The 23,185-nt window shown below is 59.2% G+C and carries 23 protein-coding genes; 16 read left to right on the top strand and 7 right to left on the bottom strand.

Annotated elements, in window-relative coordinates:
* Positions 1-9: 9 nt before the first annotated feature.
* Together FLQ44_RS19520 and FLQ44_RS19515 are read right to left on the bottom strand one after the other, a co-directional pair.
* Positions 10-1,137, bottom strand: a complete 1,128-nt coding sequence (locus FLQ44_RS19520) for a M14 family metallopeptidase (RefSeq protein ID WP_147695716.1) — start codon at positions 1,135-1,137, stop codon at positions 10-12.
* A gap of 129 nt (positions 1,138-1,266) precedes the next feature.
* Positions 1,267-1,824: a phasin family protein gene (locus tag FLQ44_RS19515; RefSeq protein ID WP_147695715.1), complete on the bottom strand. Its 558-nt coding sequence runs from the start codon at positions 1,822-1,824 to the stop codon at positions 1,267-1,269.
* A 216-nt stretch (positions 1,825-2,040) separates the two neighbouring features.
* Here FLQ44_RS19515 and phaR point away from each other — a divergent pair, with 216 nt between their 5' ends.
* Both phaR and rimO read left to right on the top strand, forming a co-directional pair.
* Positions 2,041-2,613 (top strand): polyhydroxyalkanoate synthesis repressor PhaR, encoded by a 573-nt coding sequence (gene phaR / locus FLQ44_RS19510; protein ID WP_147695714.1) that lies wholly within the window; start codon positions 2,041-2,043, stop codon positions 2,611-2,613.
* A 100-nt stretch (positions 2,614-2,713) separates the two neighbouring features.
* The gene (gene rimO / locus FLQ44_RS19505) at positions 2,714-4,033 is read left to right on the top strand and encodes a 30S ribosomal protein S12 methylthiotransferase RimO (RefSeq protein ID WP_147695713.1); all 1,320 of its coding nucleotides are present in this window, start codon (positions 2,714-2,716) and stop codon (positions 4,031-4,033) included.
* Positions 4,034-4,109: 76 nt separating this feature from the next.
* On the opposite strand, the gene FLQ44_RS19500 is transcribed toward rimO, so the two are convergent.
* Positions 4,110-4,892 carry a DeoR/GlpR family DNA-binding transcription regulator gene (locus FLQ44_RS19500; protein ID WP_147695712.1) on the bottom strand — a complete coding sequence of 261 codons (783 nt, stop codon included), beginning with the start codon at positions 4,890-4,892 and terminating at the stop codon, positions 4,110-4,112.
* A gap of 154 nt (positions 4,893-5,046) precedes the next feature.
* Here FLQ44_RS19500 and FLQ44_RS19495 point away from each other — a divergent pair, with 154 nt between their 5' ends.
* Positions 5,047-5,832, top strand: a complete 786-nt coding sequence (locus FLQ44_RS19495) for a Cof-type HAD-IIB family hydrolase (RefSeq protein ID WP_147695711.1) — start codon at positions 5,047-5,049, stop codon at positions 5,830-5,832.
* A gap of 110 nt (positions 5,833-5,942) precedes the next feature.
* On the opposite strand, the gene FLQ44_RS19490 is transcribed toward FLQ44_RS19495, so the two are convergent.
* Both FLQ44_RS19490 and tsaD read right to left on the bottom strand, forming a co-directional pair.
* Positions 5,943-7,856 carry an ATP-binding cassette domain-containing protein gene (locus tag FLQ44_RS19490; RefSeq protein ID WP_147695710.1) on the bottom strand — a complete coding sequence of 638 codons (1,914 nt, stop codon included), beginning with the start codon at positions 7,854-7,856 and terminating at the stop codon, positions 5,943-5,945.
* 130 nt (positions 7,857-7,986) lie between these two features.
* Positions 7,987-9,012, bottom strand: coding sequence for a tRNA (adenosine(37)-N6)-threonylcarbamoyltransferase complex transferase subunit TsaD (tsaD, locus tag FLQ44_RS19485; protein ID WP_147695709.1), 1,026 nt, complete (start codon positions 9,010-9,012; stop codon positions 7,987-7,989).
* Positions 9,013-9,118: 106 nt separating this feature from the next.
* Between tsaD and FLQ44_RS19480 the strand changes: the two genes are divergently transcribed.
* The 13 genes from FLQ44_RS19480 (at position 9,119) to FLQ44_RS19420 (ending at position 20,660) form a co-directional block, all read left to right on the top strand.
* A complete protein-coding gene (locus tag FLQ44_RS19480) occupies positions 9,119-9,538 on the top strand; it encodes an OsmC family protein (RefSeq protein WP_147684212.1) in 420 nt (139 codons plus the stop codon).
* Between the two features lie 196 nt (positions 9,539-9,734).
* Entirely contained in the window at positions 9,735-10,145 is a 411-nt protein-coding gene (flgB, locus tag FLQ44_RS19475; protein WP_147695708.1) for a flagellar basal body rod protein FlgB, read from the top strand.
* A gap of 2 nt (positions 10,146-10,147) precedes the next feature.
* Positions 10,148-10,558, top strand: coding sequence for a flagellar basal body rod protein FlgC (gene flgC, locus FLQ44_RS19470; protein WP_147684209.1), 411 nt, complete (start codon positions 10,148-10,150; stop codon positions 10,556-10,558).
* A gap of 15 nt (positions 10,559-10,573) precedes the next feature.
* The gene (locus tag FLQ44_RS19465; RefSeq protein ID WP_147695707.1) at positions 10,574-11,251 is read left to right on the top strand and encodes a flagellar hook assembly protein FlgD; all 678 of its coding nucleotides are present in this window, start codon (positions 10,574-10,576) and stop codon (positions 11,249-11,251) included.
* Positions 11,252-11,280: 29 nt separating this feature from the next.
* A complete protein-coding gene (gene flgE / locus FLQ44_RS19460; RefSeq protein WP_147695706.1) occupies positions 11,281-12,567 on the top strand; it encodes a flagellar hook protein FlgE in 1,287 nt (428 codons plus the stop codon).
* Between the two features lie 23 nt (positions 12,568-12,590).
* A complete protein-coding gene (locus FLQ44_RS19455) occupies positions 12,591-13,325 on the top strand; it encodes a flagellar basal body rod protein FlgF (protein WP_147695705.1) in 735 nt (244 codons plus the stop codon).
* A gap of 31 nt (positions 13,326-13,356) precedes the next feature.
* On the top strand, positions 13,357-14,136 hold the full coding sequence (flgG, locus tag FLQ44_RS19450) for a flagellar basal-body rod protein FlgG (RefSeq protein WP_147695704.1): 780 nt from the start codon (positions 13,357-13,359) through the stop codon (positions 14,134-14,136).
* Between the two features lie 134 nt (positions 14,137-14,270).
* Positions 14,271-14,840 carry a flagellar basal body L-ring protein FlgH gene (locus FLQ44_RS19445; protein ID WP_240801346.1) on the top strand — a complete coding sequence of 190 codons (570 nt, stop codon included), beginning with the start codon at positions 14,271-14,273 and terminating at the stop codon, positions 14,838-14,840.
* Between the two features lie 16 nt (positions 14,841-14,856).
* Positions 14,857-15,954 (top strand): flagellar basal body P-ring protein FlgI, encoded by a 1,098-nt coding sequence (locus FLQ44_RS19440; protein WP_147695702.1) that lies wholly within the window; start codon positions 14,857-14,859, stop codon positions 15,952-15,954.
* Between the two features lie 134 nt (positions 15,955-16,088).
* Positions 16,089-16,991 (top strand): flagellar assembly peptidoglycan hydrolase FlgJ, encoded by a 903-nt coding sequence (gene flgJ, locus FLQ44_RS19435; RefSeq protein WP_147695701.1) that lies wholly within the window; start codon positions 16,089-16,091, stop codon positions 16,989-16,991.
* A gap of 51 nt (positions 16,992-17,042) precedes the next feature.
* On the top strand, positions 17,043-18,920 hold the full coding sequence (flgK, locus tag FLQ44_RS19430) for a flagellar hook-associated protein FlgK (RefSeq protein WP_147695700.1): 1,878 nt from the start codon (positions 17,043-17,045) through the stop codon (positions 18,918-18,920).
* 15 nt (positions 18,921-18,935) lie between these two features.
* Positions 18,936-19,835, top strand: coding sequence for a flagellar hook-associated protein FlgL (gene flgL, locus FLQ44_RS19425; protein WP_147695699.1), 900 nt, complete (start codon positions 18,936-18,938; stop codon positions 19,833-19,835).
* Between the two features lie 93 nt (positions 19,836-19,928).
* Positions 19,929-20,660, top strand: coding sequence for a pseudouridine synthase (locus FLQ44_RS19420; RefSeq protein WP_147695698.1), 732 nt, complete (start codon positions 19,929-19,931; stop codon positions 20,658-20,660).
* A gap of 73 nt (positions 20,661-20,733) precedes the next feature.
* On the opposite strand, the gene FLQ44_RS19415 is transcribed toward FLQ44_RS19420, so the two are convergent.
* Positions 20,734-21,900: an HD-GYP domain-containing protein gene (locus tag FLQ44_RS19415; protein ID WP_147695697.1), complete on the bottom strand. Its 1,167-nt coding sequence runs from the start codon at positions 21,898-21,900 to the stop codon at positions 20,734-20,736.
* 54 nt (positions 21,901-21,954) lie between these two features.
* Positions 21,955-23,112 carry an HD-GYP domain-containing protein gene (locus FLQ44_RS19410; protein ID WP_147695696.1) on the bottom strand — a complete coding sequence of 386 codons (1,158 nt, stop codon included), beginning with the start codon at positions 23,110-23,112 and terminating at the stop codon, positions 21,955-21,957.
* Positions 23,113-23,185: the final 73 nt, after the last annotated feature.

Genomic DNA, 23,185 nt, shown 5'->3' with positions numbered 1-23,185 from the left:
GTTTGCTGCTTAGCGTATGGTTTTCAGTACGCCATAAATGGCGCTAAGCGTAGCCTCGCCGAGGCGCAGGCTGCGCTGGCCGTTCCAGCCAGTATCGTCGTCTGGCAGGTTGTCGTTGTCCTTGAACGGCATTTCCAGCGTATACGCCAGGCACTGGAACTGGTTGCCTACCCACGCTGTGGCCATGGACAGGTTGGCCGCACCCGGCTCGTCGCGCTCATAACCGTGTTCGTCCTGGAAGTCTGGCGAGGCGACTTTCAGCTGCTGCTTGAACTGTTCTTCCAGCTCGGCAACGCGCGGGCTGTAGCTGGGTACGCCTTCGGTACCGGCCACGAAGACATAAGGAATCGCCTCGTCACCGTGAATGTCCAGGAACAGGTCTACGCCGGTTTCCAGCATCTTGTTGCGCACATGGAAGACTTCCGGGCTGGTTTCCAGGCTGGGGTTCAGCCATTCGCGGTTCAGGTTGGCCCCGGCGGCATTGGTACGCAAGTTGCCCAGTACCGAGCCATCCGGGTTCATATTGGGCACCACGTAGAAAGTGGCGCGGTCCAGCAGCGCGCGCGAGGTAGGGTCTTGCGAATCCAGCAGGCGGGTGAGGAAGCCTTCTACAAACCACTCAGCCATGGTTTCGCCAGGGTGCTGGCGGGCGGTCACCCAGATTTTCAGGTCAGACTCAACCTCGTGGCCGATGGTCAGCAGGTTGATGTCACGCTGCTGTACGGTTGAACCCAGATCGCTTACTTGGCACAGGCCGGAGCTTTGCGCCATACCGATCAGGTTCAGGTGCTGTTCGTGCGAGTAGGGCTCGAAGTAGGCGTAGTAGATGCTGCCAGCCAGCGGTGCGTGCTCGATCACCAGCTCGTCGCCATCCAGATAGGTGGGGACGCGGAACCAGTTTACCCGGTCGTACGAGGCTACGGCCTGGTAGCCCTCCCAGCCTTTGGGGTAGGCGGTATGCTGAATATCCAGAAAGCGGATGCGGCAGGTTTCGTATGCCGCGCCTTGCAGCCGGAAGTAAAACCATTGCGCAAAGTCCGAGGCATTGTCTTTACGGATGCGCAATTGAATGTCTTCAAATCCGTTGATGGCTACTACTTCGATGCTGCCTGCGTCGAAATTGCTACTGATTTTCATGCTGCAATGCTTCCAGTCGTTGGCTTGATGCTGCGCATTGTAACCCTTACGCGGGCAAGCTACTACGTGCGCGCAGCAAAGAAAAATCCCCGCCATGGGGCGGGGATTCTATCTGGCTACTGCCTGCGATCAGGAGGTAGGGTCAGTACGCTTGGCCGCAGCTTTTACCGCATCGGCAGTCGCGCTGGTGGCAGCTTTTACGCTGCTGTCGGCAAATTCGGCTACTTGCTGGCCGGCTTTGCTCAGGGTGCTGAAAGCAGCTGCGCTGGCAGCCAGGCCGGATTTCAGTGCGTTGACGGCAGTTTCGGAACCGGCCGGTGCATTTTTGGTCAGTGCTTCAACATTGCCGATCAGGGTTTTGTTCAGGTCGGCGATATTGCTCTCGGCGACTTTGCTCAGCTCGGTCTGGGTTTGCGACACGATGTCGTAAACGTTACGGCTGTTGGCAACAGCCTGTTCCAGGTTTTGTGCGGCCAGCTTGTTCACGCGGGACAGGGCTTCTTGCGGGTCTTTCACGCTGCCCAGCTCGCGAGCCAGTTTTACGTTTTCTTCCAGGCTCTGCTTGGACAGCTCCAGGCTCAGTTTGGCAAAGCGTTCGGCGCTGTCCAGTGTGATTTGTGCAACGCGGAAAGCGGCTTCGAAGCCATTTGCGGAGAGTTTGGCGAATTGTTCGTTAGAAGTAGTCATACTGGGATCCTCGTAACACAATAGATGTTGATTGCATGGATTGGCACAGCAGTGTTCTGTGGTCGCACCGTCTGAAGCGGTGTTTTTGTGCGATGCACAATGCTGATCGAATGTTAGCTTGGCTGCGGCTGGCTGACTAGGAGTTTTGCTCTAGGCTGTTGCATTTATGGTAATGTGGCGGCACACAACAAAACAGATAAGCTGGGAGAGTGTTTCATGAGCGTAGAAAAACGGGTGATCAAGAAGTACCCGAACCGTCGTCTGTACGATACTGCAACCAGTTCCTACATCACGCTGGGCGATGTAAAACAGCTGGTACTGGACAATGTGGACATTCAGGTAGTGGATGCCAAAACCCACGATGACATTACCCGTGGCGTGTTGTTGCAAATCATTCTGGAAGAGGAAAATGGCGGCTCGCCGATGTTCAGCTACGAGGTGCTAACGCAGTTCATCCGCTTCTACGGCCAGGCCATGCAAGGCATGATGGGCCCCTTCCTGGAAAAAAACCTGCAGGTTTTTGTGCAACTGCAGCAAAAAATGCAGGAACAAACCAAGGCCATGTACGGCGATAACCCGCTGCTGGGTGCCAAGCTGTGGGGCGATTTCCTGAATTTCCAGGGCCCGGCCATGCAGAACATGATGTCCAGCTACCTGGACCAGAGCACCAATATGTTCCTGGATATGCAAAACCGCATGCAGGAGCAAGCGCGCACCATGTTTACCGGCTTTGGCTTCCCCGCCTACCCGCCGGCGCGCGAAGACGGCAAGGATGAGCCGGGCAAGTAGTTTTATTGCGCAGAATTTTTTATAATCCACCCCATCTAGCCGGGCGCTGATTGCAGCGCCCGGCTTTCTGTCTTTATTGATCTACAGGGTTGACGTTTACATGTCGCACATTGCTCCAAAAGTAGGCTTCGTGAGCCTGGGCTGTCCAAAAGCAGCTTCGGATTCCGAGCAGATCCTGACGCGCCTGCGCGCCGAGGGTTATGAAATTTCCGGTACGTACAATGGTGCTGACCTGGTGGTCGTCAATACCTGTGGTTTTATCGATGCAGCCGTGCAGGAATCGCTGGATGCTATCGGTGAGGCGCTCAACGAAAACGGCAAGGTGATCGTTACCGGCTGTCTGGGCGCCAAGGGCGACGTGGTGAAAGAAGCGCATCCGTCGGTGCTGGCCATTACCGGCCCGCACGCCACCGACGAGGTGATGACCCACGTGCACACCCACCTGCCCAAGCCGCACGACCCGTTTGTGGACCTGGTGCCGGATATCGGCGTGCGCCTCACGCCCAAGCACTACGCCTACGTGAAGATTTCCGAAGGCTGTAACCACCGCTGCACCTTCTGCATTATCCCGTCCATGCGTGGCGACCTGGACAGCCGTGCCATCGACAGCGTGCTGTCCGAGGCGGCCAACCTGGCCAAGGCCGGCGTGAAAGAGCTGCTGATCATCTCGCAAGACACCTCTGCCTACGGTGTGGACCAGAAGTACAAGCTGGGCTTCTACAACGGCCGCCCCATCAAGACCCGCCTGCTGGAGCTGTGCGAAGAGCTGGGCAAGCACGGCATCTGGGTGCGCTTGCACTACGTATACCCGTACCCTAGCGTGGACGAGATTATCCCGCTGATGGCCGAAGGCAAGATCCTGCCGTATCTGGATATCCCGTTCCAGCACGCCAGCCAGAAGATCCTGAAGCTGATGAAACGCCCGGCCAACAGCGAAAACGTGCTGGGCCGTATCAAGAAATGGCGCGAGATCTGCCCGGACCTGGTGATCCGCTCCACCTTTATCGTGGGCTTCCCCGGCGAAACCGAAGAAGACTTCGAAGAGCTGCTGGCCTTTATTGAAGAAGCGCAGCTGGACCGCGTAGGCTGTTTCACCTATTCGCCGGTAGAAGGCGCCGCGGCCAACGAGCTGGCCGACCCGGTGCCGGAAGACGTGAAAGAAGCCCGCAAGGAGCGTTTCATGGCCGTGCAGGCAGAAATCTCCGCCGCCCGCCTGGCGGCACGGGTTGGCCGCACGCTGACCGTGCTGGTGGATGAGATCGACGAAGAAGGCACGGCCATCTGCCGCAGCTACGCCGATGCGCCGGAAATCGACGGCCTGGTGTTCATTGAAGACGCCGATGGCCTGAACGTGGGTGACTTTGTGCAGGTAGAGATCGTGGATGCCAGCGAGCACGACCTGTGGGGCGAGCGCGTGTAAGCGCAAGCCTCGGTCACCAAAAACGGCGCCCGGTATACCCCGGCGCCGTTTTTTCATGCCTGCCGCCGGCGTGGGCTTAGCTGCTGGCCAGCAGTACCGGCACGCCGCAGTCGCGCAGGCGTTGCAGCTTGTGTGGCTCGGCATCGGCCTCCAGCACCAGCTGGCTGATATCGGCCATCGCCGCTACCGAAAACGGGCTGGCGGTATCCAGCTTTTCGTTGGTGACGCACAGCACCACCTGGCTGCTGTGGCGCACCAGCTCGCGCTTGAGCGCCGCTTCTTCCGACAGCGTGGTCCCCACGCCCAGCTCGATATCCAGCGAGCAGGTGCCCAGAAAGCACACGTCCGGCCGCAGCGTCTGGATATCCAGCATGGCGCTGCTACCCATGGTGCCGCCAATGCGGTGGTCCATGCGGCCGCCTACCACCAGCACCTCCAGCGCGGTGCGCCCCAGCAGGGCGGCGGCGATGGGGATGGCATTGGTGGCGATGGTCAGCGGTAGCCCGTCGGGGATGGCGCGGGCGATTTCCAGGTTGGTGGTGCCGGAATCCAGAAACACAAACTGCCCGGGGCGCAGCAGCTGCACCGCCGCTGCGGCCAACCTGGCTTTGCGCGCGATGTTCTCGTGGCTGCGCTGGCTGAAGTTGCCGGTGTTGGGCGTCATGGCGATGGCGCCGCCGTATACGCGCTGGCAGATACCGCTGCTGGCCAGCTCGCGCAGGTCGCGGCGGATGGAGTCTTCCGACACGCCCAGTGTTTGCGCCAGCTCGGTGGCCACCACGCGGCCATCCTGCTGCAGGCGCTGGCGGATATAGGTCTGGCGGTCGCTGGGCAGGCCAAGCGGGGCGGGCTGGGTCATGGCGGGTAATCGGGCAAGGTAAAACCACATCGTGCAATACTCGGCATGGTTGGGTCAAGATTTTGCCGAGTTCTGCTGGGTTGTGTGGCGGAGTGCTTGCCTGTTTTTGCATGATTGTGCACAATCATGCCAGATTATTCCTTGGGAGCCTGTGATGCTACGCGCCGTGATTACCGATCTGGATGGAACCTTCCTGGGGGCAGATTCTCAGCCGCTGGCGGCCAATATGGACGCCCTGCGCCGGGCTGCCGCCACGGGCTGCCACGTCATGGTGGCCACCGGCCGCCATTACCCCTTTGTGCAGGCTTTGCTGCAGCAGCTGGGCGTGCCGGCCTGGGTGCTTAGCGCCAATGGCGCACGCGTGCACGCGCCGGATGGCAGCCTGTTTGCTGCGGCCAACCTGGCACCGGCGCTGGTGCAAAAACTGGTACAGCCGGAGCTGGCCATGGGCGCGGAGATGGCGCTGTATCTGGACGACCGCCGCCTGGCATGCCGCTACAACGGCGGCGGGCTGGACTGGTACGCGCAGGCGGCCGAGCAGCTGGACAGCCTGGCCGACTACCACGGCCGCGACGTGGCCAAGATTGTTTACTGCGGCGAGCCGGCGCTGCTGGCGCGTATCGAGGCCGACATTCTGTACCGCTTTGAGGGCCAGCTGGCGCTGACGTATTCGCAAGACTGCTATCTGGAGGCCATGGCGCCAGGTGTCAGCAAGGGCAGTGCGCTGCTGCCTGTGCTGCAGCAGCTGGACATCGACCCGGCAGAGTGCGCTGCGTTTGGCGATGCGCTGAACGATGCCGAGATGCTGGCGCTGGTGGGCCACCCGCACGTGATGGCTAACGCCAGCGCCGCGCTGCGGCAGCGCGTGCCGCAGGCACCCGTGATTGGCCACCACACCGAGGCCGCGGTAGCGCAGGCGCTGGCGCGCTGGTTTGCCTGAGGCGGCAGGCGCAAGGTTGGCCGCACGTCGCGTTGTGGCGTGGCCGACAACAAAAAAAGCCCTTGCTGTTGCAGCAAGGGCTTTTGCTTATCTAGCGGGATGGCGGCTGCTCAGCCGGTGGCGTGCTGCTGCTCCACTGCTTCGATTTCTTCCTGCAGCAGCATCCATTCTTCTTCCACGCTTTCCAGCTGCGTGGCGACCTCGCCCTGGCGGCGGATGCTGTCGGCCAGCTTGGCTTTGTTGGCGTCGCTGTAGGCATCCTCGCTGGACAAAAAGCCATCCAGTGCGGCCTTTTCGCTGCTGAGGCTTTCCAGCGATTTTTCCAGTTTGGTCAGCTTGGCCAGCAGCGGTTTTTTGGCTGCGGCCAACTTCTGCCGTGCTTCGGCTTCCTGGCGCTTCTGGTCTTTGCGGTTGACGGCTTGCGCGTCGCCGCTGGACGGGCGGTTGGCCTCGGCCAGCTGGGCCAGGCGCCATTGGCGGTAGTCTTCCAGGTCGCCGTCGAACGGCTGCACCGTGCCGTCGGCCACCAGCCAGAACACGTCGGTGGTGGATTCCAGTAGCGAGCGGTCGTGCGACACCACCACCAGCGCGCCGCCAAAGTCCTGCAGCGCCAGCGTCAGCGCGTGGCGCATTTCCAGGTCCAGATGGTTGGTGGGTTCATCCAGCAGCAGCAGATTGGGCTTTTGCCACACGATCATCGCCAGCGCCAGGCGCGATTTTTCGCCGCCGGACATCGGGCCCACCGGGTCGCTGACCATATCGCCACGGAAGTTGAAGCCACCCAGGAAGGTGCGTAGCTCCTGCTCGCGTACCTCGGGCGCCAGGCGCTGCATGTGGCGCAGCGGCGATTCGTCCGGGCGCAGCGTGTCCAGCTGGTGCTGGGCGAAGTAACCGATTTTCAGCGTTTGCGCGCAGATCAGCTCGCCGCTCTGTGGCGGCAGCTCGCCGGCCAGCAGCTTGACCAGCGTGGATTTACCGGCGCCGTTGACGCCCAGCAGGCCAATGCGGCTGCCGGCCTCTACCGATACCGCCAGCCGGTGCAGGATGGTGGTGCTGCCGTAGCCTACGTTGGCCGCATCCAGCCGCAGCAGCGGGTTGGGCAGGTTGTCCGGTGTATCGAAATGGAAGTCAAACGGCGAGGCCACATGGGCGGGCGCGATGCGTTCCAGCTTTTCCAGTGCCTTCACCCGGCTTTGCGCCTGGCGCGCCTTGCTGGCCTTGGCCTTGAAGCGGGTAATGAACGATTCCAGGTGCGCGATCTGGCGCTGCTGCTTTTCGTAGTCGCCTTGCTGGCGCGATAGCTTTTCGGCGCGCATCACCTCGAACTGGCTGTAGTTGCCGGTGTAGAGGGTAAGGCTCTGGCTGGATACGTCCACGATATGGCTGGTGATGCTGTCCAGAAAATCGCGGTCGTGCGAGATCACCAGCAGCGTGCCTTCGTAGGCTTTCAGCCAGTCTTCCAGCCACAGCACGGTTTCCAGATCCAGGTGGTTGGTGGGTTCGTCCAGCAGCAGCAGGTCGGAACGGCACATCAGCGCCTGCGCCAGGTTCAGGCGCATGCGCCAGCCGCCAGAGAAGGTGGACACCGGGCGCTCGTGGCTGTCGGGGGCAAAGCCCAGGCCGTTTAGCAGCTTGGCCGCGCGCGACGGCGCGGCGTAGCCGCCGATGCGCTCCAGCTCGCCGTGCAGGCTGCCGATGGCGTGGCCGTCGCCGCTGGCCTCCGCAGCGGCCAGCTTGTGCTGCAGGCCGCGTAGCTCGGCGTCGCCGTCCAGCACGTAATCTAGCGCCGATTGCGCCAGCGCCGGGGTTTCCTGCGCCACGTGGGCCAGCGTCCAGTGTGGCGGCACGATGGCGTCGCCGCTGTCAGCGTGCAGCTCGCCTTTGAGCAGGGCAAACAGGCTGGATTTGCCCGCGCCATTGGCCCCCACGATGCCGGCCTTGTTGCCGGGGTTGATGGTGAGGTTGGCCGCAAGCAGCAGTTCTTTCAGGCCGCGGCGCAAGGTAAGGTTTTTTAGCTGGATCATGTTGGCTTGTTTGCCACGGCAGCACACCGAAAACACGAACAATCAGCGCTCGCGTACAGCCGGTATGGCGGGTGGTAGTTGGCGGGCGACGCCGTCTGGCAGCGTCTGCCCGTGCGGTTTATGGGGGCGCTTATACCGCCGGCAGGTTGGAGAGCTCCCAGCGTGGCTTTACCGTAAAGCCGCCGGCCGGTGTGGCGTATTTCAGCCGCATGGCGCCGGCAAAGGCGATCATGGCGCCGTTGTCGGTACATAGCTTGAGCGGCGGGTAAAACACCTGGTACTGGCGGCGGCGGGTGGCGTCGTCCAGCGCGGCGCGCAGCTGTTTGTTGGCGCCCACGCCGCCGGCGACCACGATGCGCTGCATGCCGGTTTGTTTCAGCGCCTTGATGCACTTGCTTACCAGCACCTCGACGATGGCTTCCTGGAAGGCGCGGCAGATGTCTTTGCGTGCTTGCTCGTCGATGCTGCCGTGTTCGGCTTTTACCTGTTTGCTCAGCATCAGCACGGCGGTTTTCAGGCCGGAGAAGCTCATGTCGAGGTTGGCCGAATGCAGCATGGGGCGCGGCAGCTCGAAGCGTGCCGGGTCGCCTTCTTCGGCCAGGCGCGACAGCAGCGGGCCGCCGGGGTAGGGCAGGCCCAGCAGCTTGGCGGTTTTGTCGAAGGCTTCACCGGCGGCGTCGTCCAGCGTCTCGCCCAGAATCTCGTACTGGCCCACGCCACGCACGGCCATGATCTGGGTGTGGCCGCCGGATACCAGCAGCGCCAGGAAAGGAAAGTCCGGGCGTGGCTCGGCCAGCAGCGGCGACAGCAGGTGGCCTTCCAGGTGATGCACGGCAATCACCGGCTTGCCCAGGCCGTAGGCCAGGGCGTTGGCGTAGCTGGCGCCGACCAGTAGCGCCCCCCCCAGGCCGGGGCCCTGGGTGTAGGCAATGGCGTCGATGTCCTGCAGGGTGACGCCAGCTTCTGCCAGGCAGGCGTCGGTGAGCGGGCGCACGCGGCGGATATGGTCGCGGCTGGCCAGCTCGGGCACCACGCCGCCGTATTCGGCGTGCATGGCCATCTGGGAGTGCAGCTGGTCGGCAATCAGGCCGCGTTCGGTGTCGTACAGGGCGACGCCGGTTTCGTCACAGGACGATTCGATACCAAGAACAAGCATGTGTGTGCACTTCAAAACTAAATAATCTTTTCATTTTACCGGTGATTCTTTGTCCGCCCAAATCGGCGATGTTAGGCTGATGCCCTGTTTCAATCGGAGAGCAAGCATGAAGGCAAGACTGAAGTGGGTAGATGGCGTGTGTTTCATGGGTGAAACCGGCAGTGGCCACGCCGTGGTGATGGACGGCGCACCGGAAGGTGGCGGCCGCAACCTGGGCCCGCGCCCGATGGAATTGCTGCTGCTGGGCACGGCCGGCTGCACCAGCTACGACGTGTTGTCCATCCTGAAAAAATCGCGCCAGGACGTGCGTGACTGCTGGGTGGAAATGGACGCCGAGCGTGCCGATACCGACCCGAAAGTGTTTACCAAGATCCATTTCCACTTTGTGGTAGTTGGCCGCAGCCTGAAAGCAGACGTGGTGGCGCGCGCCATCAGCCTGTCTGCCGAAAAATACTGCTCGGCGTCCATCATGCTGGGTAAGACCGCCGATATCAGCCACGACTTCGAGATTCGCGAAGACGACTAAGCCGTGTTGGCATGCCTGTGATAGCGCCGCCTGCGGGCGGCGTTTTACATGCTGCGGCAAATATTGCCGCCGCCTTTGCCGCCTGGCGGGTGTGGGTGGCCGGCTAGCCGGCAGCGGGCGGGTTTTCTTGAGGGTTTCGGGCAAAAAAAGCTGGCACGCTTTGTGCTGAAATGGGCTGACTCAAGGAAAAATAGCCATGCTGAACAAAATCTCTTCCCACCTAGACTTCTTCCAGCGCTCGCTGGACCTGCGCGCGGCGCGGGCCGAGGTCATTGCCAGCAATATCGCTAACGCCGATACCCCTGGCTACAAGGCGGTGGATTTTGACTTTGGCAAAGCGCTGAAAAGCCAGACCGCCGCGCTGCAAGCCAGCGGGGTGGCCCTGGCGCAAACCGATAACCGCCACATGGCTGCCACCGGTAGTCGTGCGGTAGAAGGTGGCCTGCAGCACCGCAGCGCAGTACAGCGCAGCCTGGACGGCAACACGGTGGATATGGACGTGGAGCGCTCGGCCTTTACCGATAACGCCATGAAATACCAGTCCACCCTGACCTTCCTGAACAAGCGCATCAGCGGGCTGATGGATGTTATCAAAGGAGGCCAGTAATCATGTCGCTGTCTAATGTGTTCAATATTGCCGGCTCGGCACTGACTGCGCAGTCCATGCGCCTGAACCTGGTGGCCAGCAATATTGCCAACGCCGAAAGCACGGCGTCGTCTACTGGCGAACCCTATCGTGCCCGCCACGCAGTGTTTACCGCCGTGCCGGTCAGTGCCAATACGCCGCAGGTAGCGGGTGTGCGGGTAACTGCCGTGGCCGAGGATACCTCGCCATTTCGCATGAAGTACCAGCCGGGCCACCCGCTGGCGGATGAAAAAGGCTATGTGCGCATGCCGAACGTGAATCCGGTAGAGGAGATGGCTGACATGATTTCGGCATCCCGTTCCTATCAGACCAACGTAGAAATTGTGAATGCTGCCAAAACCATGCTGCAGAAAACCCTGCAGCTGGGCCAGTAAGGCAAGGACTAAATCATGGCTACCAGTATTGCATCGACCAATTTTGACTACAGCTCGCTGAACCCAACCTCGGCCACCGGCAACACGGCGACAGGCAACTCTTCGGCTGAAATCCAGAACCGCTTTCTGACGCTGCTGACCACACAGCTGAGAGCGCAGGACCCGATGAACCCGATGGATAACAGCCAGATGACCAGTCAGATGGCGCAGATCAGTACGGTAAGCGGCCTGGAAAGCGTGAATCTGGCAGTAAAAAGCATGACCGAAAGCCAGGCTGCCAGCCAGTCGCTATTGGCCACCATGCTGATTGGCCGCCAGGTGCTGAGCCCGAATAACAAGCTGACGCTGACCGATGGCAAGGCCGTGGGCACCATCGAATTTGCCAAGCCAGCCAGCCAGGTAGTGGTGACGGTCACCAATAGCAGCGGTGCTGTAGTCGATAGCTTCGAAATGGGCCCGCAAAAGCAGGGCCAGTTTGTCTTTAGCTGGGATGGCAAGGGTGCGAATGGCGCTACCCAGGCCAACGGCGAATACAGCTTCAAGGTAGAGGCAACGGCAGATGGTACTGCGGTGGATGCCACCATGATGGCGCCAACCAAAGTTACCAGTGTGGCGTGGGAAAAAGGTGTGCCGATGTTTGTGGTGTCTACCGGCGAGCGTTTGCCGGTCAGCAAGATCAGTCAGATCCTTTGATTTGCGGTGTGAGAGTTTAGGAGAGAATCATGAGTTTTCAGCAAGGTTTGAGTGGTCTCAATGCCGCAGCCAAGCAACTGGATGTGATCGGTAACAACGTTTCCAACGCCAGTACCGTAGGTTTCAAATCGTCCCGTGCAGAGTTTTCCGACCTGTACGCTACCAGCCTGTATGGTGTGAGCGACACCGAGTCCGGTATCGGCTCGCAAACCATCAAGGTGGCGCAGCAGTTCCAGCAGGGCAATATCACGGCTACCAAAAACCCGCTGGATATGGCGATTTCCGGTGCCGGCTTCTTCAAGCTGTGGAGCGACCCGACGGCCACGTCCACCTTCTTTACCCGTAACGGCCAGTTCAAGCTGGATAAAGACGGCTTTTTCGTCAATAACGGCAACTACCTGGTAGGCGAGCCTGTGGGTGGCGGCGACGATGCGCCGATCAAGATCGACCGCGCGGGCCTGCCTGGTACACCGTCTACTGAGCTGGACTGGCAGTTCAACCTGGATGCCGACCAGAAGTCGCCGCTGATTGATTACACTGCGTCGCCTGCTGCGCTGAAAGCCCCGGTCCCGGCCATTACGCCTAGCGATGCCAGCACGTACAACTTCACCACCAGTATGCGTGTGTACGACAAAGTGGGTAGTGCGCACACCGTGTCCCTGTACTTCCAGCGTCAGGCTGTGGCAGGTACCCCGCCTGCGGTGAATAACACCTGGAACGTGTCGTACAAACTGAATAACAACGCCGTGCAAAACGTGGGTTCGGTATCGTTTACTGCAGACGGCAAGCTGACTGCCCCCTTCTCGTTTACCGTGCCGGGTGGTGCAACTGCGGCCAACTTGCCGGTGCCTGGCCAGCCGAACCAGCTGGATGATGGCGGTATCGTGGTGAATCTTGCCGGTACGACCCAATATTCTGGCAGCTTTACCGTTGCCCGGGCCAAGGTGGATGGTAACCCCAAGGGTGAGCTGGTCGGGGTGGAGACTGCGGATGATGGCAATATCATCGCCAAGTATTCCAACGGCCAGGCGCAAAGCGTGGGTCGTGTTCGCCTGTACACCTTCGATAACGCCCAGGGCTTGCAGCCAAACGGCGAGAACAACTGGGCAGCGACCGCTGCCTCGGGTGATGCCAAGCCAGGTTTTCCGGGTGAGGGTAGTTTTGGCAAGCTGCAATCGTCTGCCATTGAAGAATCCAATGCGGACACCACGGCCGAGCTGATTAATATGATCGTGGCGCAGCGCTTTTACCAGGCTAACGCACAAACCATCAAAACGCAGGATGCCATCCTGCAAACCCTGCTGAACCTGCGCTAATAAAACTGAATAGGTAGTGTGATATGGACAAGATGATTTACCTGGCCATGACAAGTGCCAAACACGTGGAGCTGCAGCAGGCAACCACGGCAAATAATCTGGCCAATATTCACACTACCGGTTTCAAGGCAGAGCTGAATGCTTTTCGCGCCCTGCCAGTGGTGGGCGATGGCGCGCCTACCCGTATTTATCAAGTGGATAATACCGTGGGCCACGATTTGTCCCAGGGTGCCATGCAGGTGACCGGCAATAATTTCGATTTTGCCATTGCCGGTCCGGGTTTTTTTGCCGTAGAAGCGCCAAATGGTGGTGAGGCATACACGCGAGATGGCGGTTTTATGCTGGATTCGGCCGGTGTCGTGCGTACCAGAACTGGCATGGCTATTGCTAGTGATGGTGGGCAGCTGGTGATGCCTGAAGGTTCTCTGCCAGATTTGCGGCAGGACGGTACCTTGTTTGCCATACCGGCTAACGGTGGCCAGCCGCAGGAAATCGGTAGATTGAAACTGGTGAATCCAGCTGCCAATGAAGTATATAAAGGTGAAGATGGTTTGTTTCGCCTGAATAGCGGCCAGGATGCAGATGCCGACCCGGTAGTAAAAGTACGGGCCGGTTATCTGGAAGGTAGTAATGTTAATGCAGTAGATAGCCTGGTTCAGATGATTAGCCATGCCAAACATTACGATCTTAGTGTAAAATTGATGCAAAATGCCGAGCAGAACGGCAAGCAGGCAACGCAAATATTGTCTGTTGGCTAAATAGAAAATAACACCGGGTAGGTATTTAATTATGATGCGTTCGCTTTATACGGCCAAGTCGGGTATGGAATCCAGCCAGTTTCGTCTGGATGTGATTTCCAATAACCTGGCCAACGTGGGAACCAAGGGTTTCAAGCGTAGCGCTGCTGTTTTTGAAGACTTGATGTACCAGACCCTGCGTACACCGGGTTCTCGCCTGCAAACAGGTGAAACCCTGCCTACCGGTTTGACCGTGGGCTTGGGCTCTGCCCCCATGGCTACCGCTCGTGTGCATACCGAAGGTGGCCTGAGTACCACGGGCAATGTGTTTGACCTGGCAGTAAATGGCCGTGGTTTCTTCAAGGTACAAACCCCGGATGGCCAAACCGCCTACACCCGTAACGGCCAGTTTCAGCGTGGCGCCACCGGGCGCCTGGAAACGGCAGAGGGTTACCCGGTGCAGCCGGAAATTACCGTGCCGGACGGCACGGCGTATCAGGTATCTGAAGACGGTGCGGTGTCGTATCTGGCGCCTGGCGCAACGGATCGTACCCAGGCAGGTCAGCTGGAATTGGCCGACTTTATCAACCCGGCAGGTCTGGATGCGATTGGCGGCAATTTGTATCTGGAAACAGCCGCCTCGGGTGCGGCGGTAACGGGTACCGGTGGTCTGCTGGGTTTTGGCAAGGTCAAATCCGGCTTTCTGGAAGAGTCGAACGTTAATGTGGCAGAAGAACTGGTCAGCATGATTCAGGCGCAGCGCGCCTACGAGATGAACTCGCGTGCCATCAAGACTTCTGACGAAATGCTGCAAAGGCTGACCCAGCTTTAATGTGAGGAATGGCGATGACTAAGTTGCTAGGCATGGCAGGCATGGCGCTCGCGCTATTGTGCCTGGCCGGGTGCAGTACACAGTCTGCCCCCATTACGCATCAGCCGATGTCTGTGCGACCGCAGCAGCTGCCCATGGCCATGCCAACGGATGGATCGATTTTCCAGACCAGTAATTACAAACCGTTTTTTGAAGACCAAACCCCGGTACGAGTGGGGGACTTGCTGACGGTGCAGATTCGGGAAAGTACGACGTCTTCCAATAAGGAAGATTCTGCCGGGCAGCGTAATTCCAGCATTAATGGCAGTATTGCGGCCAACCTCTCGCTGCCGTTTTTTCCGGGGGCAGTGGAGAAAAAGCTGGCCGGTACCAGCCTGAGTGGCACTGGCTCGGCGAGCGAACAAGGTAAAACCAGTAGTAATAACAGTAGCTCTTTCAACTCGTCCATTACGGTAACCGTGGTAGATGTTTACCCGAACGGTAACTTGCTGGTGAGTGGTGAAAAGCAAATGAAGATCAACAGCGAGCACGAATTTATCCGCTTATCCGGCGTGGTGAACCCGCGTGATATCAAGCAGGGCAATACGGTGGAGTCCACCCGCATTGCTGATGCGCGGATCGAGCAGCTGAATGAGGGGCGAGGCCGCGCGTATAATGATACCGGTTGGCTGCAGAAGATTTTTTTGTCTGTACTGCCTTTTTAGCGGCTAGGGCCAAGTGATGAAACGTATCTGGCTGATGGTGGGTATCTGTTTGCTAGCCTCGCAGGCCATGGCAGCGCAGCGTCTGAAAGAGCTGGTTAATGTGGCCGGTGTACGCTCCAACCCCTTGCTGGGCTATGGTCTGGTGGTGGGGCTGGATGGCAGTGGTGACAAAGCCGGATCGTCGCCTTTTACCAGCCAGTCGCTTGCCAGCATGCTGAACCAGCTGGGTGTGCAGGTGCCGGTGGGTACCAAGCTGGACCCGAAAAATGTGGCGGCAGTGACGCTGACGGCAACCATTCCGCCTTTCGCGCGCCGTGGCCAGGCAATGGATGTGACGGTATCGTCGGTAGGGGATGCCAAGAGTTTGCGCGGCGGTACGCTGCTGATGTCGCCTCTGAAAGGTGCTGATGGCCAGATTTATGCCTTGGCACAGGGTAATGTGGTGGTGGGTGGTGCTGGTGCCTCGTCGGGCGGTAGCAAGGCTCAGGTAAATCACCTCAGTGTTGGCCGCATTCCCGCCGGTGCAACGGTGGAGCGCGAAGTGCCCAATGCCTTTGCCAGTGGCGAAGTGATTGCGCTAAACCTGCAAGAGTCTGATTTTACGACGGCCAACCGTGTGGTACAGGCGGTTAACAAAGAATTTGGCCCTGGTGTGGCCCGGGCTGTAGATGGTGGTTTGATCGAGGTGCGTGCACCACAGGATAGTAATGCCCGCATACAGTTTTTGGCCCGGCTGGAAAATATTGCCGTAGAACCGGCAGAAGTTTCACCGGTAGTCATCGTGAATGCTCGCACTGGCTCTATTGTGATGAACCGCGCGGTCAAGATCGAGCCTTGCGCTATCGCGCACGGTAACCTGTCGGTGACGGTGAGTGGCAATAGCAGTGTCAGCCAGCCGCCGGCCTTGAGTGGCGGGCAGACTACGGTCACCAACCAGGCCGATATTGCGATCAAGGCTGACGGTGGCAAGGTGTTGAGCCTGCCAGGCAGTGCTTCGCTGTCGCAGGTGGTTAGCGCATTGAATTCCGTGGGGGCAACCCCGCAAGATCTGGTTTCGATTCTGCAGGCGATGAAATCGTCTGGTGCCTTGAAGGCAGACCTGCAGATTATTTGACACAAGTTGATAGGCACTCCGTTATTTATGGAGTTTTGGTGGGCGATACCTTGGGTATCGCCCCTTTTTTTTGTGGTGCTTGCAAGCTGGCCTGATATTTGCTCTTTTGCCTGGTCGATAGAGGATTTGTCACCATGATCAACCCCAACAGTACGGCCAATCGCCTGGCCATGGACCCGGAAGCCACCCGGGCCATGAGCGATCTGGCAAGAAAAGACCCCAAAGAGGCAGTCAGGCAAGCGGCTGGCCAGTTTGAGGCCATGCTGATGGGGCAACTGATGTCTTCCATGCGTGCTTCTTCTTTGAGTGACGAAGAAGACAGCCAGGAAATGGATACCTACCGCGGCATGTACGACCAGCAAATCGTACAGACCCTGGTGCAGGCGGGTGGTTTTGGCCTGGCCGACGCTTTGTCCGGCTATCTGCTGAAATCCATGCCGGATGTACCGGCAGAGATTGCCGCAGACCAGCCGGCATTGCCCGTGGCGCCGATTGTCAGAAAAGCCCTGGATGCCTACGAGGCCGTAGCGGCGCCGGCGCAAGCGGTGGCGGTAGGTGGTAGTAACGAGGCCTTATCCGGCAGCAAACGGTCGTTTGTGGACACCATGCTACCCCATGCCAGCCAGGCTGCAGCCAAGCTTGGTGTCGCGCCCGAGGTGCTGGTAGGGCATGCCGCGCTTGAGTCTGGCTGGGGGCAGCGGGCTATCCGCCACCCGGATGGCCGCAATAGCTACAACCTGTTCGGTATCAAGGCTACGCCAGGGTGGAAGGGTGATGTCGTGGCTACCATGACCACCGAGTACGAAGGCGGCGTGGCGCAGAAGCAGATAGGTGCTTTCCGTGCTTATCCGTCGCTACAGGCGGCATTTGATGACTATGCCCGTTTGTTGTCTGACAACCCGCGCTACCAGCAGGCGCTGAACCAGGGGCAGAACGGCGCGGGTTTCGCTACGGCCTTGCAGCGTGGCGGTTATGCCACTGACCCGGCTTATGCGCAGAAGCTACAGGCTGTGATTCGTACCGTTACCAGTATTTGATGCTTCATTAATTGGCAATGGCGTCGATAAACAGTATTAAGGAGAACTGATATGAGCGGCAGCATTTTCGGTATTGCCGTCACTGGCCTTAATGCGGCCAAGGCGGCGCTGGAAACCACCAGTCATAATATTAACAACGTCAACACGCAAGGTTATACCCGTCAGACAACCACGCAGAAGGCAAGTGACCCGTTGTTTGAGGGGTATGGTTTTGTGGGCACGGGTGCCAACCTGACTGGCGTGAACCGTATCTACGACCAGTTTACCGAAGCTCAGCTGCGGGATGTGAATGCCAAAGTCGCCTCGCTAGACGCACAGACACAGTCTTTGCATGATCTGGACAACCTGATGGCCGACTCCAATGCGGGCCTGTCGTCGGTGATACAGGGGTTTTTCAGCAGTATGCAAACGCTGAATGCCCAGCCGTCTTCCACTGCAGCGCGCCAGTCTGTATTAAGCCAGGCTCAGGCCCTGTCCGGTCGCTTTGCGGCAATCGGCAGCCGTGTGGAAGAGCTGCGCCAGGGCTTGTCTATCCAGGCAAACTCCAGCGTGGAAAGCATTAATGCCTACTCGACCGAAATAGCCAACATAAACCGCCAGATTGCCACCTTGCAGCAGGGCGCGGGCAGGCTGCCAAACGACTTGCTGGACCGCCGTGATGCGCTGGTGCAAAAGCTCAACGGCATGATCAAGACGGATGTAGTGGTGCAAGACGATGGCAGCTACAGTATTTTTGTTGGCCAGGGGCAGGCGCTGGTGCTGGGTGACCAGGCTGGCAAAATGGTGTTGCAGCGCGTTAATCCGGATGACCCGGATGCCATTTCGGTAGGCATTGCCATCCCCAATGTCAACGGCACCATTGCCATCGACTCGTCGCGTATGGGGGGGGGCAAGCTGGAGGGCATCATGGGCGTGCTGGGTACCGATGTGCGCCGCATCCAGACAGATCTGGGCCGGATGGCAGTAGAATTGTCCGATGCATTCAACCGCCAGCATTCGCTGGGCTATGACCTCACCGGCCAGCCTGCAGCGGGTGCGTTGTTCTTCACCGACCTTACCGCCGAGCGAGCCGCCGCCGAAGCTACAGGAGCTAGCCCGGACAAACAGGCGTTCTACATGCGCCAGGCGCTGGACAAGTTTGCCGTGGTGATTGCCGACCCGTCCAAAATTGCCGCTTCCTCTGCTTTGCAAGGCAAGAATGTGGCCGACCCCGTGGCTGGCAAACCGAGTATTGCGTCGATCTGGCAAACGGCCAACCTGCATCGTTCCGCCACGGCGGCACAGGATACCAACCCCAGTTTGAGCCAGGTGCTGGCCCAGGCCACACCGGCAGTAAGTAGCTTGAACCTGCATTACGACCCCGCTGCCACAGGCGTACAGTTTTCCATTACCGCTGTGCCGGGTCTGGCGATTAGCCCGATAACACTGTCTACCACGCAATCGGGTGTATACGAATTTACGGTGCAAAGCGGCGATGACAAAGTAAGTATCCAGTTCAAACCGGAAGGGGTGTCGACTGCGGCGCAAGATATCACCCTGAGCACCAAGGTGCCGGGCACCCTGGCCGCGCAAGACAACGCCAATATGCTGGAAATGTCGCGCTTGCAAACCAAGCCGCTGGTGCGGCCAACGCCGACTGCGTCGTCCAATCTGGTACCGCCGCTTACCGATAAACCCACCACCAATCTGCAGTCCTTTTACGGCCAGATGGTGAGCTATGTCGGTAACCGGGCCAACGTGGCCAGTATTGCGCTTACCGCTCAGGAGGCTTCGCAGCAACAAGTGTCGCTGAACCGTGAGGAAATTTCCGGCGTCAACCTGGACGAAGAAGCGGCCAACCTGATTCGTTTCCAGCAGGCTTATCAGGCTTCCAGCCGGGTGATTCAGGTAGCGCAGGACATGTTCAAGAATTTGCTGGAGCTCCGCTAAGCGGGAGGATAAATCATGCGCGTAAGTAGCAACTCCCAATACATGTTGGGTACCTATGGCCTGCAAACCAAGCAGGCACAGCTGAACCATTTGCAGGAGCAGCTTTCCACCCTGCGCCGTGTGGTGCGCCCTTCTGATGACCCGGTAGCGGCAACGCAGGCGGTATCGGTGGCGCAGTCGCAGTCCATGAACGAGCAGCAAATCAAGAACGCAGGCATGGCGGCCAGCCAGCTGGCGATTACCGATACGGCGCTGCAAAGTGCCTCGACCACTATTGCCAACATCAAGACCCTGGCTATTCAGGCCGGTAATGGCTCGCTGAGCAACGACAACCGCAAAGCCATCCAGAACGAGATGCGCGAGCGCGTGAAAGAGCTGATCGGCCTGGCTAACACATCAGACGGCTCGGGTAACTTCATCTTTGGTGGTACGCGCAAGGACGTGGCGCCGTTTGTGCAGGCAGGCGCTGCAGGCGCTACCTACCAGGGCGATCAGCAACGGCAGGAAGTGCCTATTGCGTCTGGTCGCGAGCTACCCATCACCGAGGTGGGTAACGATATTTTCACGCCGGGCCTGTGGGCCAGCCTGGCCAGCCTGGATACGGCACTGACCCAGGGCCCTGGTGGCTCGCCGACATACACTGCAGACCTGCAGGCCGTTATGTCCGGGCTGGATAAAGGGCTGGCCACGCTACTGGCCGGGCAGGCCAGTGTGGGCGGGCGCCAGCAGGAAATTACCTCCTTGCAAGATTTGGGCGAAAGCATGGCGGTGCAGTACGCCAGCCAGATGAGTAACCTGGTAGACCTGGACTTTGCCAAGGCTACTTCCGAGTTCCAGATGGCCATGACCGCCTTGCAGACCAGCCAGAAAACCTATGCCCAGATCGGCCAGCTGACGCTGTTCAACCACATCTGATTCCGCTTTGCGGCCAACCCCTGCTGCCGTACAATAGCGCCCCTCATCACAGGTAGGCGCTATTGTTTTGTCTGCCCTTTACGCGGAGTCATTATGGAACCAGTACGCTTGTCAAAACGCATGGCCGAGATGGGCTTGTGTTCCCGTCGCGAGGCGGATAGCTATATCGAGCAAGGCTGGGTGCGCGTCAATGGCGAGGTAGCGGTGCTGGGGCAAAAAGTCACACCAGCCGACCAGATCCAGCTGGACGACCGCCTGGGCAAGGCGCAGGCGCAGCGCGTCACTATCCTGATCAACAAGCCCATGGGCTATGTGTCCAGCCAGGCAGAAAACGGCTACCAGCCTGCCGCCGCGCTGATCACGCCGGATAACCACTGGGCGGAAGACAAATCCGGTATCCGTTTCTCGCGCGATCATATGAAAGGCCTGGCACCTGCAGGCCGTCTGGATATCGACTCGGTAGGCCTGCTGGTGTTGACACAGGACGGCCGTGTGGCCAAAGAAATCATTGGCGAGCGTTCGGATGTGGAAAAAGAGTATCTGGTGCGGGTGGAAGGCAACCTGACACCTGAAGGCCTGAAGTTGCTGAATCACGGTCTGTCACTGGACGGTGATGCATTACTGCCGGCTAAAGTCTGGTGGCAAAACGATGATCAGCTGCGCTTTATCCTGAAAGAAGGCAAAAAGCGCCAGATACGCCGCATGTGCGAGCTGGTAGGCCTGCACGTTGTGGGCCTGAAGCGTATCCGTATCGGCACCATCATGCTGGGCGACCTGCCCACCGGCAAATGGCGCTATCTGTCGGCGGAAGAACATTTCTCCTGAGCCTGCTCTGTACCATCAAAAAGACCCGCTGTTGCGGGTCTTTTTGCGTGTGTTGCATGTATCGGTAATGGCGTCAGGTATTCCAGATTTTCACCAGAAACGCCGGGCGCACGCCTGCTTCTTTCAATGACACAGGCTCCGTAATGGCTTGCTCGGTGGTGCGGGTATTGCGTGGCAGGGGTTCGCCATACATTTCGCCATTGGCCGAGCGTATGGCTGCCACTTTGGGGTGCTTGGTGTTGCTGTCAGTCGGGCGGTGCGTCACCACGGCAATCTCGTTATTGGCCAGCCGGACAAAGCTGCCAGGCGGGTAAATGCCCAGTTCTTTGATCAGCAGCGCCACAAAGCGTGGGTCAAACTCGCTGAATTCACCTTTGAATAGCCGCCCTAGCGCAATAGACGGCAAGCGGCCGGCACGATGCGCCTGGGTAACCAGCAGAGAAGTCAGCACATCGGTCAGGCGGATCAGGTGAGCGCCCGGGTCGATCTCTTCTTTTTTCAGGCCGTAAGGGTAGCCCGAGCCGTTCCATTCTTCGTGATGCTGTTGCACCAGCAAGTGCCAGCGATCGTCGTCTACACCCAGGTCACGCAAGATGGCAGATGACAGCAGGGGGTGGGCGTACATGTCCGACTTTTGCGATGCATCCAGCGCCGACTCTTGCTTGCTCAAGTCGGTATGCAGCTTGGTGGCGGCAATATTCATGGTGAGCGCGGCGCACAGCAAAACCTGCATTTCTTTGACAGGCAGGTTCAGCCGGCGGCCCAGAATACCCAGCATGGCGGCAGTGTGCAGGCTATGCATACTGCCGTAGTCGTTGAAGGGTACGAGCAAACAGGCAGCAATCAGCCCGTCGGGCTGCTTTTCGGCCAGGGTAAGCAAGCGGCTGGCGACATGGCCCACCTCATGGCTGAAGTGCTGAGCATGGAAGTAGCGGTTCAGCAGGCCATTCACCTTGTGGGCCAGCTGGTCCAGCTCTACCAGTGGGTTGAGTACCTGGTTGGCCGCCTGACGGCGCTCTTGTTCCTGCCGCTCGCGCCGTTCACGCAGCTCTTTTTCTGCCAGCGCCGCTTTGGCCGTGTTATCCAGCTGGCCGTGTTCGACCAGTTTCTGCTTTTGTTCCGGCGTCAGTACGTAGTGCCCCTGCTTTACCAGCAGCATGCCGCTACGGTGGTATACATCCACGGGTAGTTGTTTGCCTACCAGAATCATGTCGGCCGACAGCTTGCTTTTTTCGGTCATGGCATTAGGGGGTTTACGGGTTATGCATATAAATACAGTGTATCACTTGTCGGCTTATTTATAAGCCGAGCTTCCTGATCGGTGCCGCGCCCACAGGCTGGCCAGGTATTGCGGGCGGATGCCGATCTGTTTCTGGTCGATGGCCTGCAGAATGCGGTACTCGTGCGTGCTGGCCTCGCGCAGCTGTGGCTTGTTGTACGGTGCGCCATCGTTACGGCGCAGTACCGCCACGCAGGGCTCGTCGGCACGCTCGCGCCGGCTCAGTACCACGCCCATTTCCTGGTTGGCCAGCTGCACAAAACTGCCTGGCGGGTAAATGCCCAGCTCTTTCACCAGCAAAGAGGTAAAGCGGTAGTCAAACAGCGCGTTGGCTTCCATGAAAATCTGCGCCAGCGCGGTATTGGGTTTCATGGCCGAGCGGTAGGTACGCGGCACCAGCTTGGCCGCCGTCACATCCGCCAGGTGCAACAGGTGCGATAGCGACTCGATGTTTTCTTTATCCAGCCGGTAAGGATAGCCTTTGCCGTCCCATTTTTCGTGGTGGGTTTGTACCAGCAAATGCCACAATTCGTCAGTAATGCCCAGTTCGCGCAGCATGGCAGACGACAGCAGCGGGTGGCCTTCTATCAGGTTGCGCTGCTCCTGGCTAAGCGGGCTGCTTTGGTGATGCAGGTCGTCCATCAGGCTGGCAATGGACAAATTCATGGTGAGGGCCGCCGAAATCAGGCTGTTGCGTGGTGGCGCCTCCAGGTCCAGCCGGCGGGTCAGTACCGCCAGGATGATGCCCACATGGATGCTGTGCGCGGAGGAATACTTGGACAGCGGCACCAGCAGCAGCGAGGCCAGCATGCCATCTGGTGCTTTTTCGGTAAAAGCGATCAGGCGGTTGGCCAGGGCGCGCACGCGCTGCTCGAAGCCGCGTGCCGACAGGCCGGCACCCAGCAGGTAGTCCAGATGGCGCGCAGCGTACTGAATCTCTTCGAACGGGCTGAATTCGCCGCTAATCCTGGCCAGGTCGCTTTCCACTGGCGGCAGGGCGCTGGCAGGGTGGGTCATGCCCAGGGCGACCAGCCGCTCGCGCTGCTTTTCGTTCAGCACATAGTGCCCCTTGCGTAGCAGCAGCAAGCCGTTGGCCGCATAGATGTCGGCCGGCAGGGTTTCACCTACCTTCAGTATGCTGTCGAGCGGGGCTTTTTTTTCTGTGCTTGGCATGGTGGACAGAGGCTAGTGGGCTGATGGGGGAATTCTGGCACAAATCCGTTACGGTGGCTGGCATGCGTAGCAA

Origin of the sequence: Vogesella mureinivorans, from assembly GCF_007644035.1 — a bacterium.
Classification (GTDB): domain Bacteria; phylum Pseudomonadota; class Gammaproteobacteria; order Burkholderiales; family Chromobacteriaceae; genus Vogesella; species Vogesella mureinivorans.
The sequence above is the reverse complement of the archived record's forward strand: the minus strand, read 5'-3'. Positions and strand labels throughout refer to the sequence as shown.

Coding starts and splice junctions, on each gene's coding strand:
- rimO (WP_147695713.1), top strand. CDS start 2,714: ATGTCGCACATTGCTCCAAAAGTAGGCTTCGTGAGCCTGGGCTGTCCA.
- FLQ44_RS19415 (WP_147695697.1), bottom strand. CDS start 21,900: ATGACCGAAAAAAGCAAGCTGTCGGCCGACATGATTCTGGTAGGCAAA.
- flgE (WP_147695706.1), top strand. CDS start 11,281: ATGAGTTTTCAGCAAGGTTTGAGTGGTCTCAATGCCGCAGCCAAGCAA.
- FLQ44_RS19410 (WP_147695696.1), bottom strand. CDS start 23,112: ATGCCAAGCACAGAAAAAAAAGCCCCGCTCGACAGCATACTGAAGGTA.
- flgK (WP_147695700.1), top strand. CDS start 17,043: ATGAGCGGCAGCATTTTCGGTATTGCCGTCACTGGCCTTAATGCGGCC.
- FLQ44_RS19500 (WP_147695712.1), bottom strand. CDS start 4,892: ATGACCCAGCCCGCCCCGCTTGGCCTGCCCAGCGACCGCCAGACCTAT.
- flgJ (WP_147695701.1), top strand. CDS start 16,089: ATGATCAACCCCAACAGTACGGCCAATCGCCTGGCCATGGACCCGGAA.
- FLQ44_RS19495 (WP_147695711.1), top strand. CDS start 5,047: ATGCTACGCGCCGTGATTACCGATCTGGATGGAACCTTCCTGGGGGCA.
- phaR (WP_147695714.1), top strand. CDS start 2,041: ATGAGCGTAGAAAAACGGGTGATCAAGAAGTACCCGAACCGTCGTCTG.
- flgC (WP_147684209.1), top strand. CDS start 10,148: ATGTCGCTGTCTAATGTGTTCAATATTGCCGGCTCGGCACTGACTGCG.
- FLQ44_RS19520 (WP_147695716.1), bottom strand. CDS start 1,137: ATGAAAATCAGTAGCAATTTCGACGCAGGCAGCATCGAAGTAGTAGCC.
- FLQ44_RS19455 (WP_147695705.1), top strand. CDS start 12,591: ATGGACAAGATGATTTACCTGGCCATGACAAGTGCCAAACACGTGGAG.
- FLQ44_RS19445 (WP_240801346.1), top strand. CDS start 14,271: ATGGCCATGCCAACGGATGGATCGATTTTCCAGACCAGTAATTACAAA.
- FLQ44_RS19465 (WP_147695707.1), top strand. CDS start 10,574: ATGGCTACCAGTATTGCATCGACCAATTTTGACTACAGCTCGCTGAAC.
- flgL (WP_147695699.1), top strand. CDS start 18,936: ATGCGCGTAAGTAGCAACTCCCAATACATGTTGGGTACCTATGGCCTG.
- FLQ44_RS19420 (WP_147695698.1), top strand. CDS start 19,929: ATGGAACCAGTACGCTTGTCAAAACGCATGGCCGAGATGGGCTTGTGT.
- FLQ44_RS19515 (WP_147695715.1), bottom strand. CDS start 1,824: ATGACTACTTCTAACGAACAATTCGCCAAACTCTCCGCAAATGGCTTC.
- FLQ44_RS19490 (WP_147695710.1), bottom strand. CDS start 7,856: ATGATCCAGCTAAAAAACCTTACCTTGCGCCGCGGCCTGAAAGAACTG.
- FLQ44_RS19480 (WP_147684212.1), top strand. CDS start 9,119: ATGAAGGCAAGACTGAAGTGGGTAGATGGCGTGTGTTTCATGGGTGAA.
- flgB (WP_147695708.1), top strand. CDS start 9,735: ATGCTGAACAAAATCTCTTCCCACCTAGACTTCTTCCAGCGCTCGCTG.
- FLQ44_RS19440 (WP_147695702.1), top strand. CDS start 14,857: ATGAAACGTATCTGGCTGATGGTGGGTATCTGTTTGCTAGCCTCGCAG.
- tsaD (WP_147695709.1), bottom strand. CDS start 9,012: ATGCTTGTTCTTGGTATCGAATCGTCCTGTGACGAAACCGGCGTCGCC.
- flgG (WP_147695704.1), top strand. CDS start 13,357: ATGATGCGTTCGCTTTATACGGCCAAGTCGGGTATGGAATCCAGCCAG.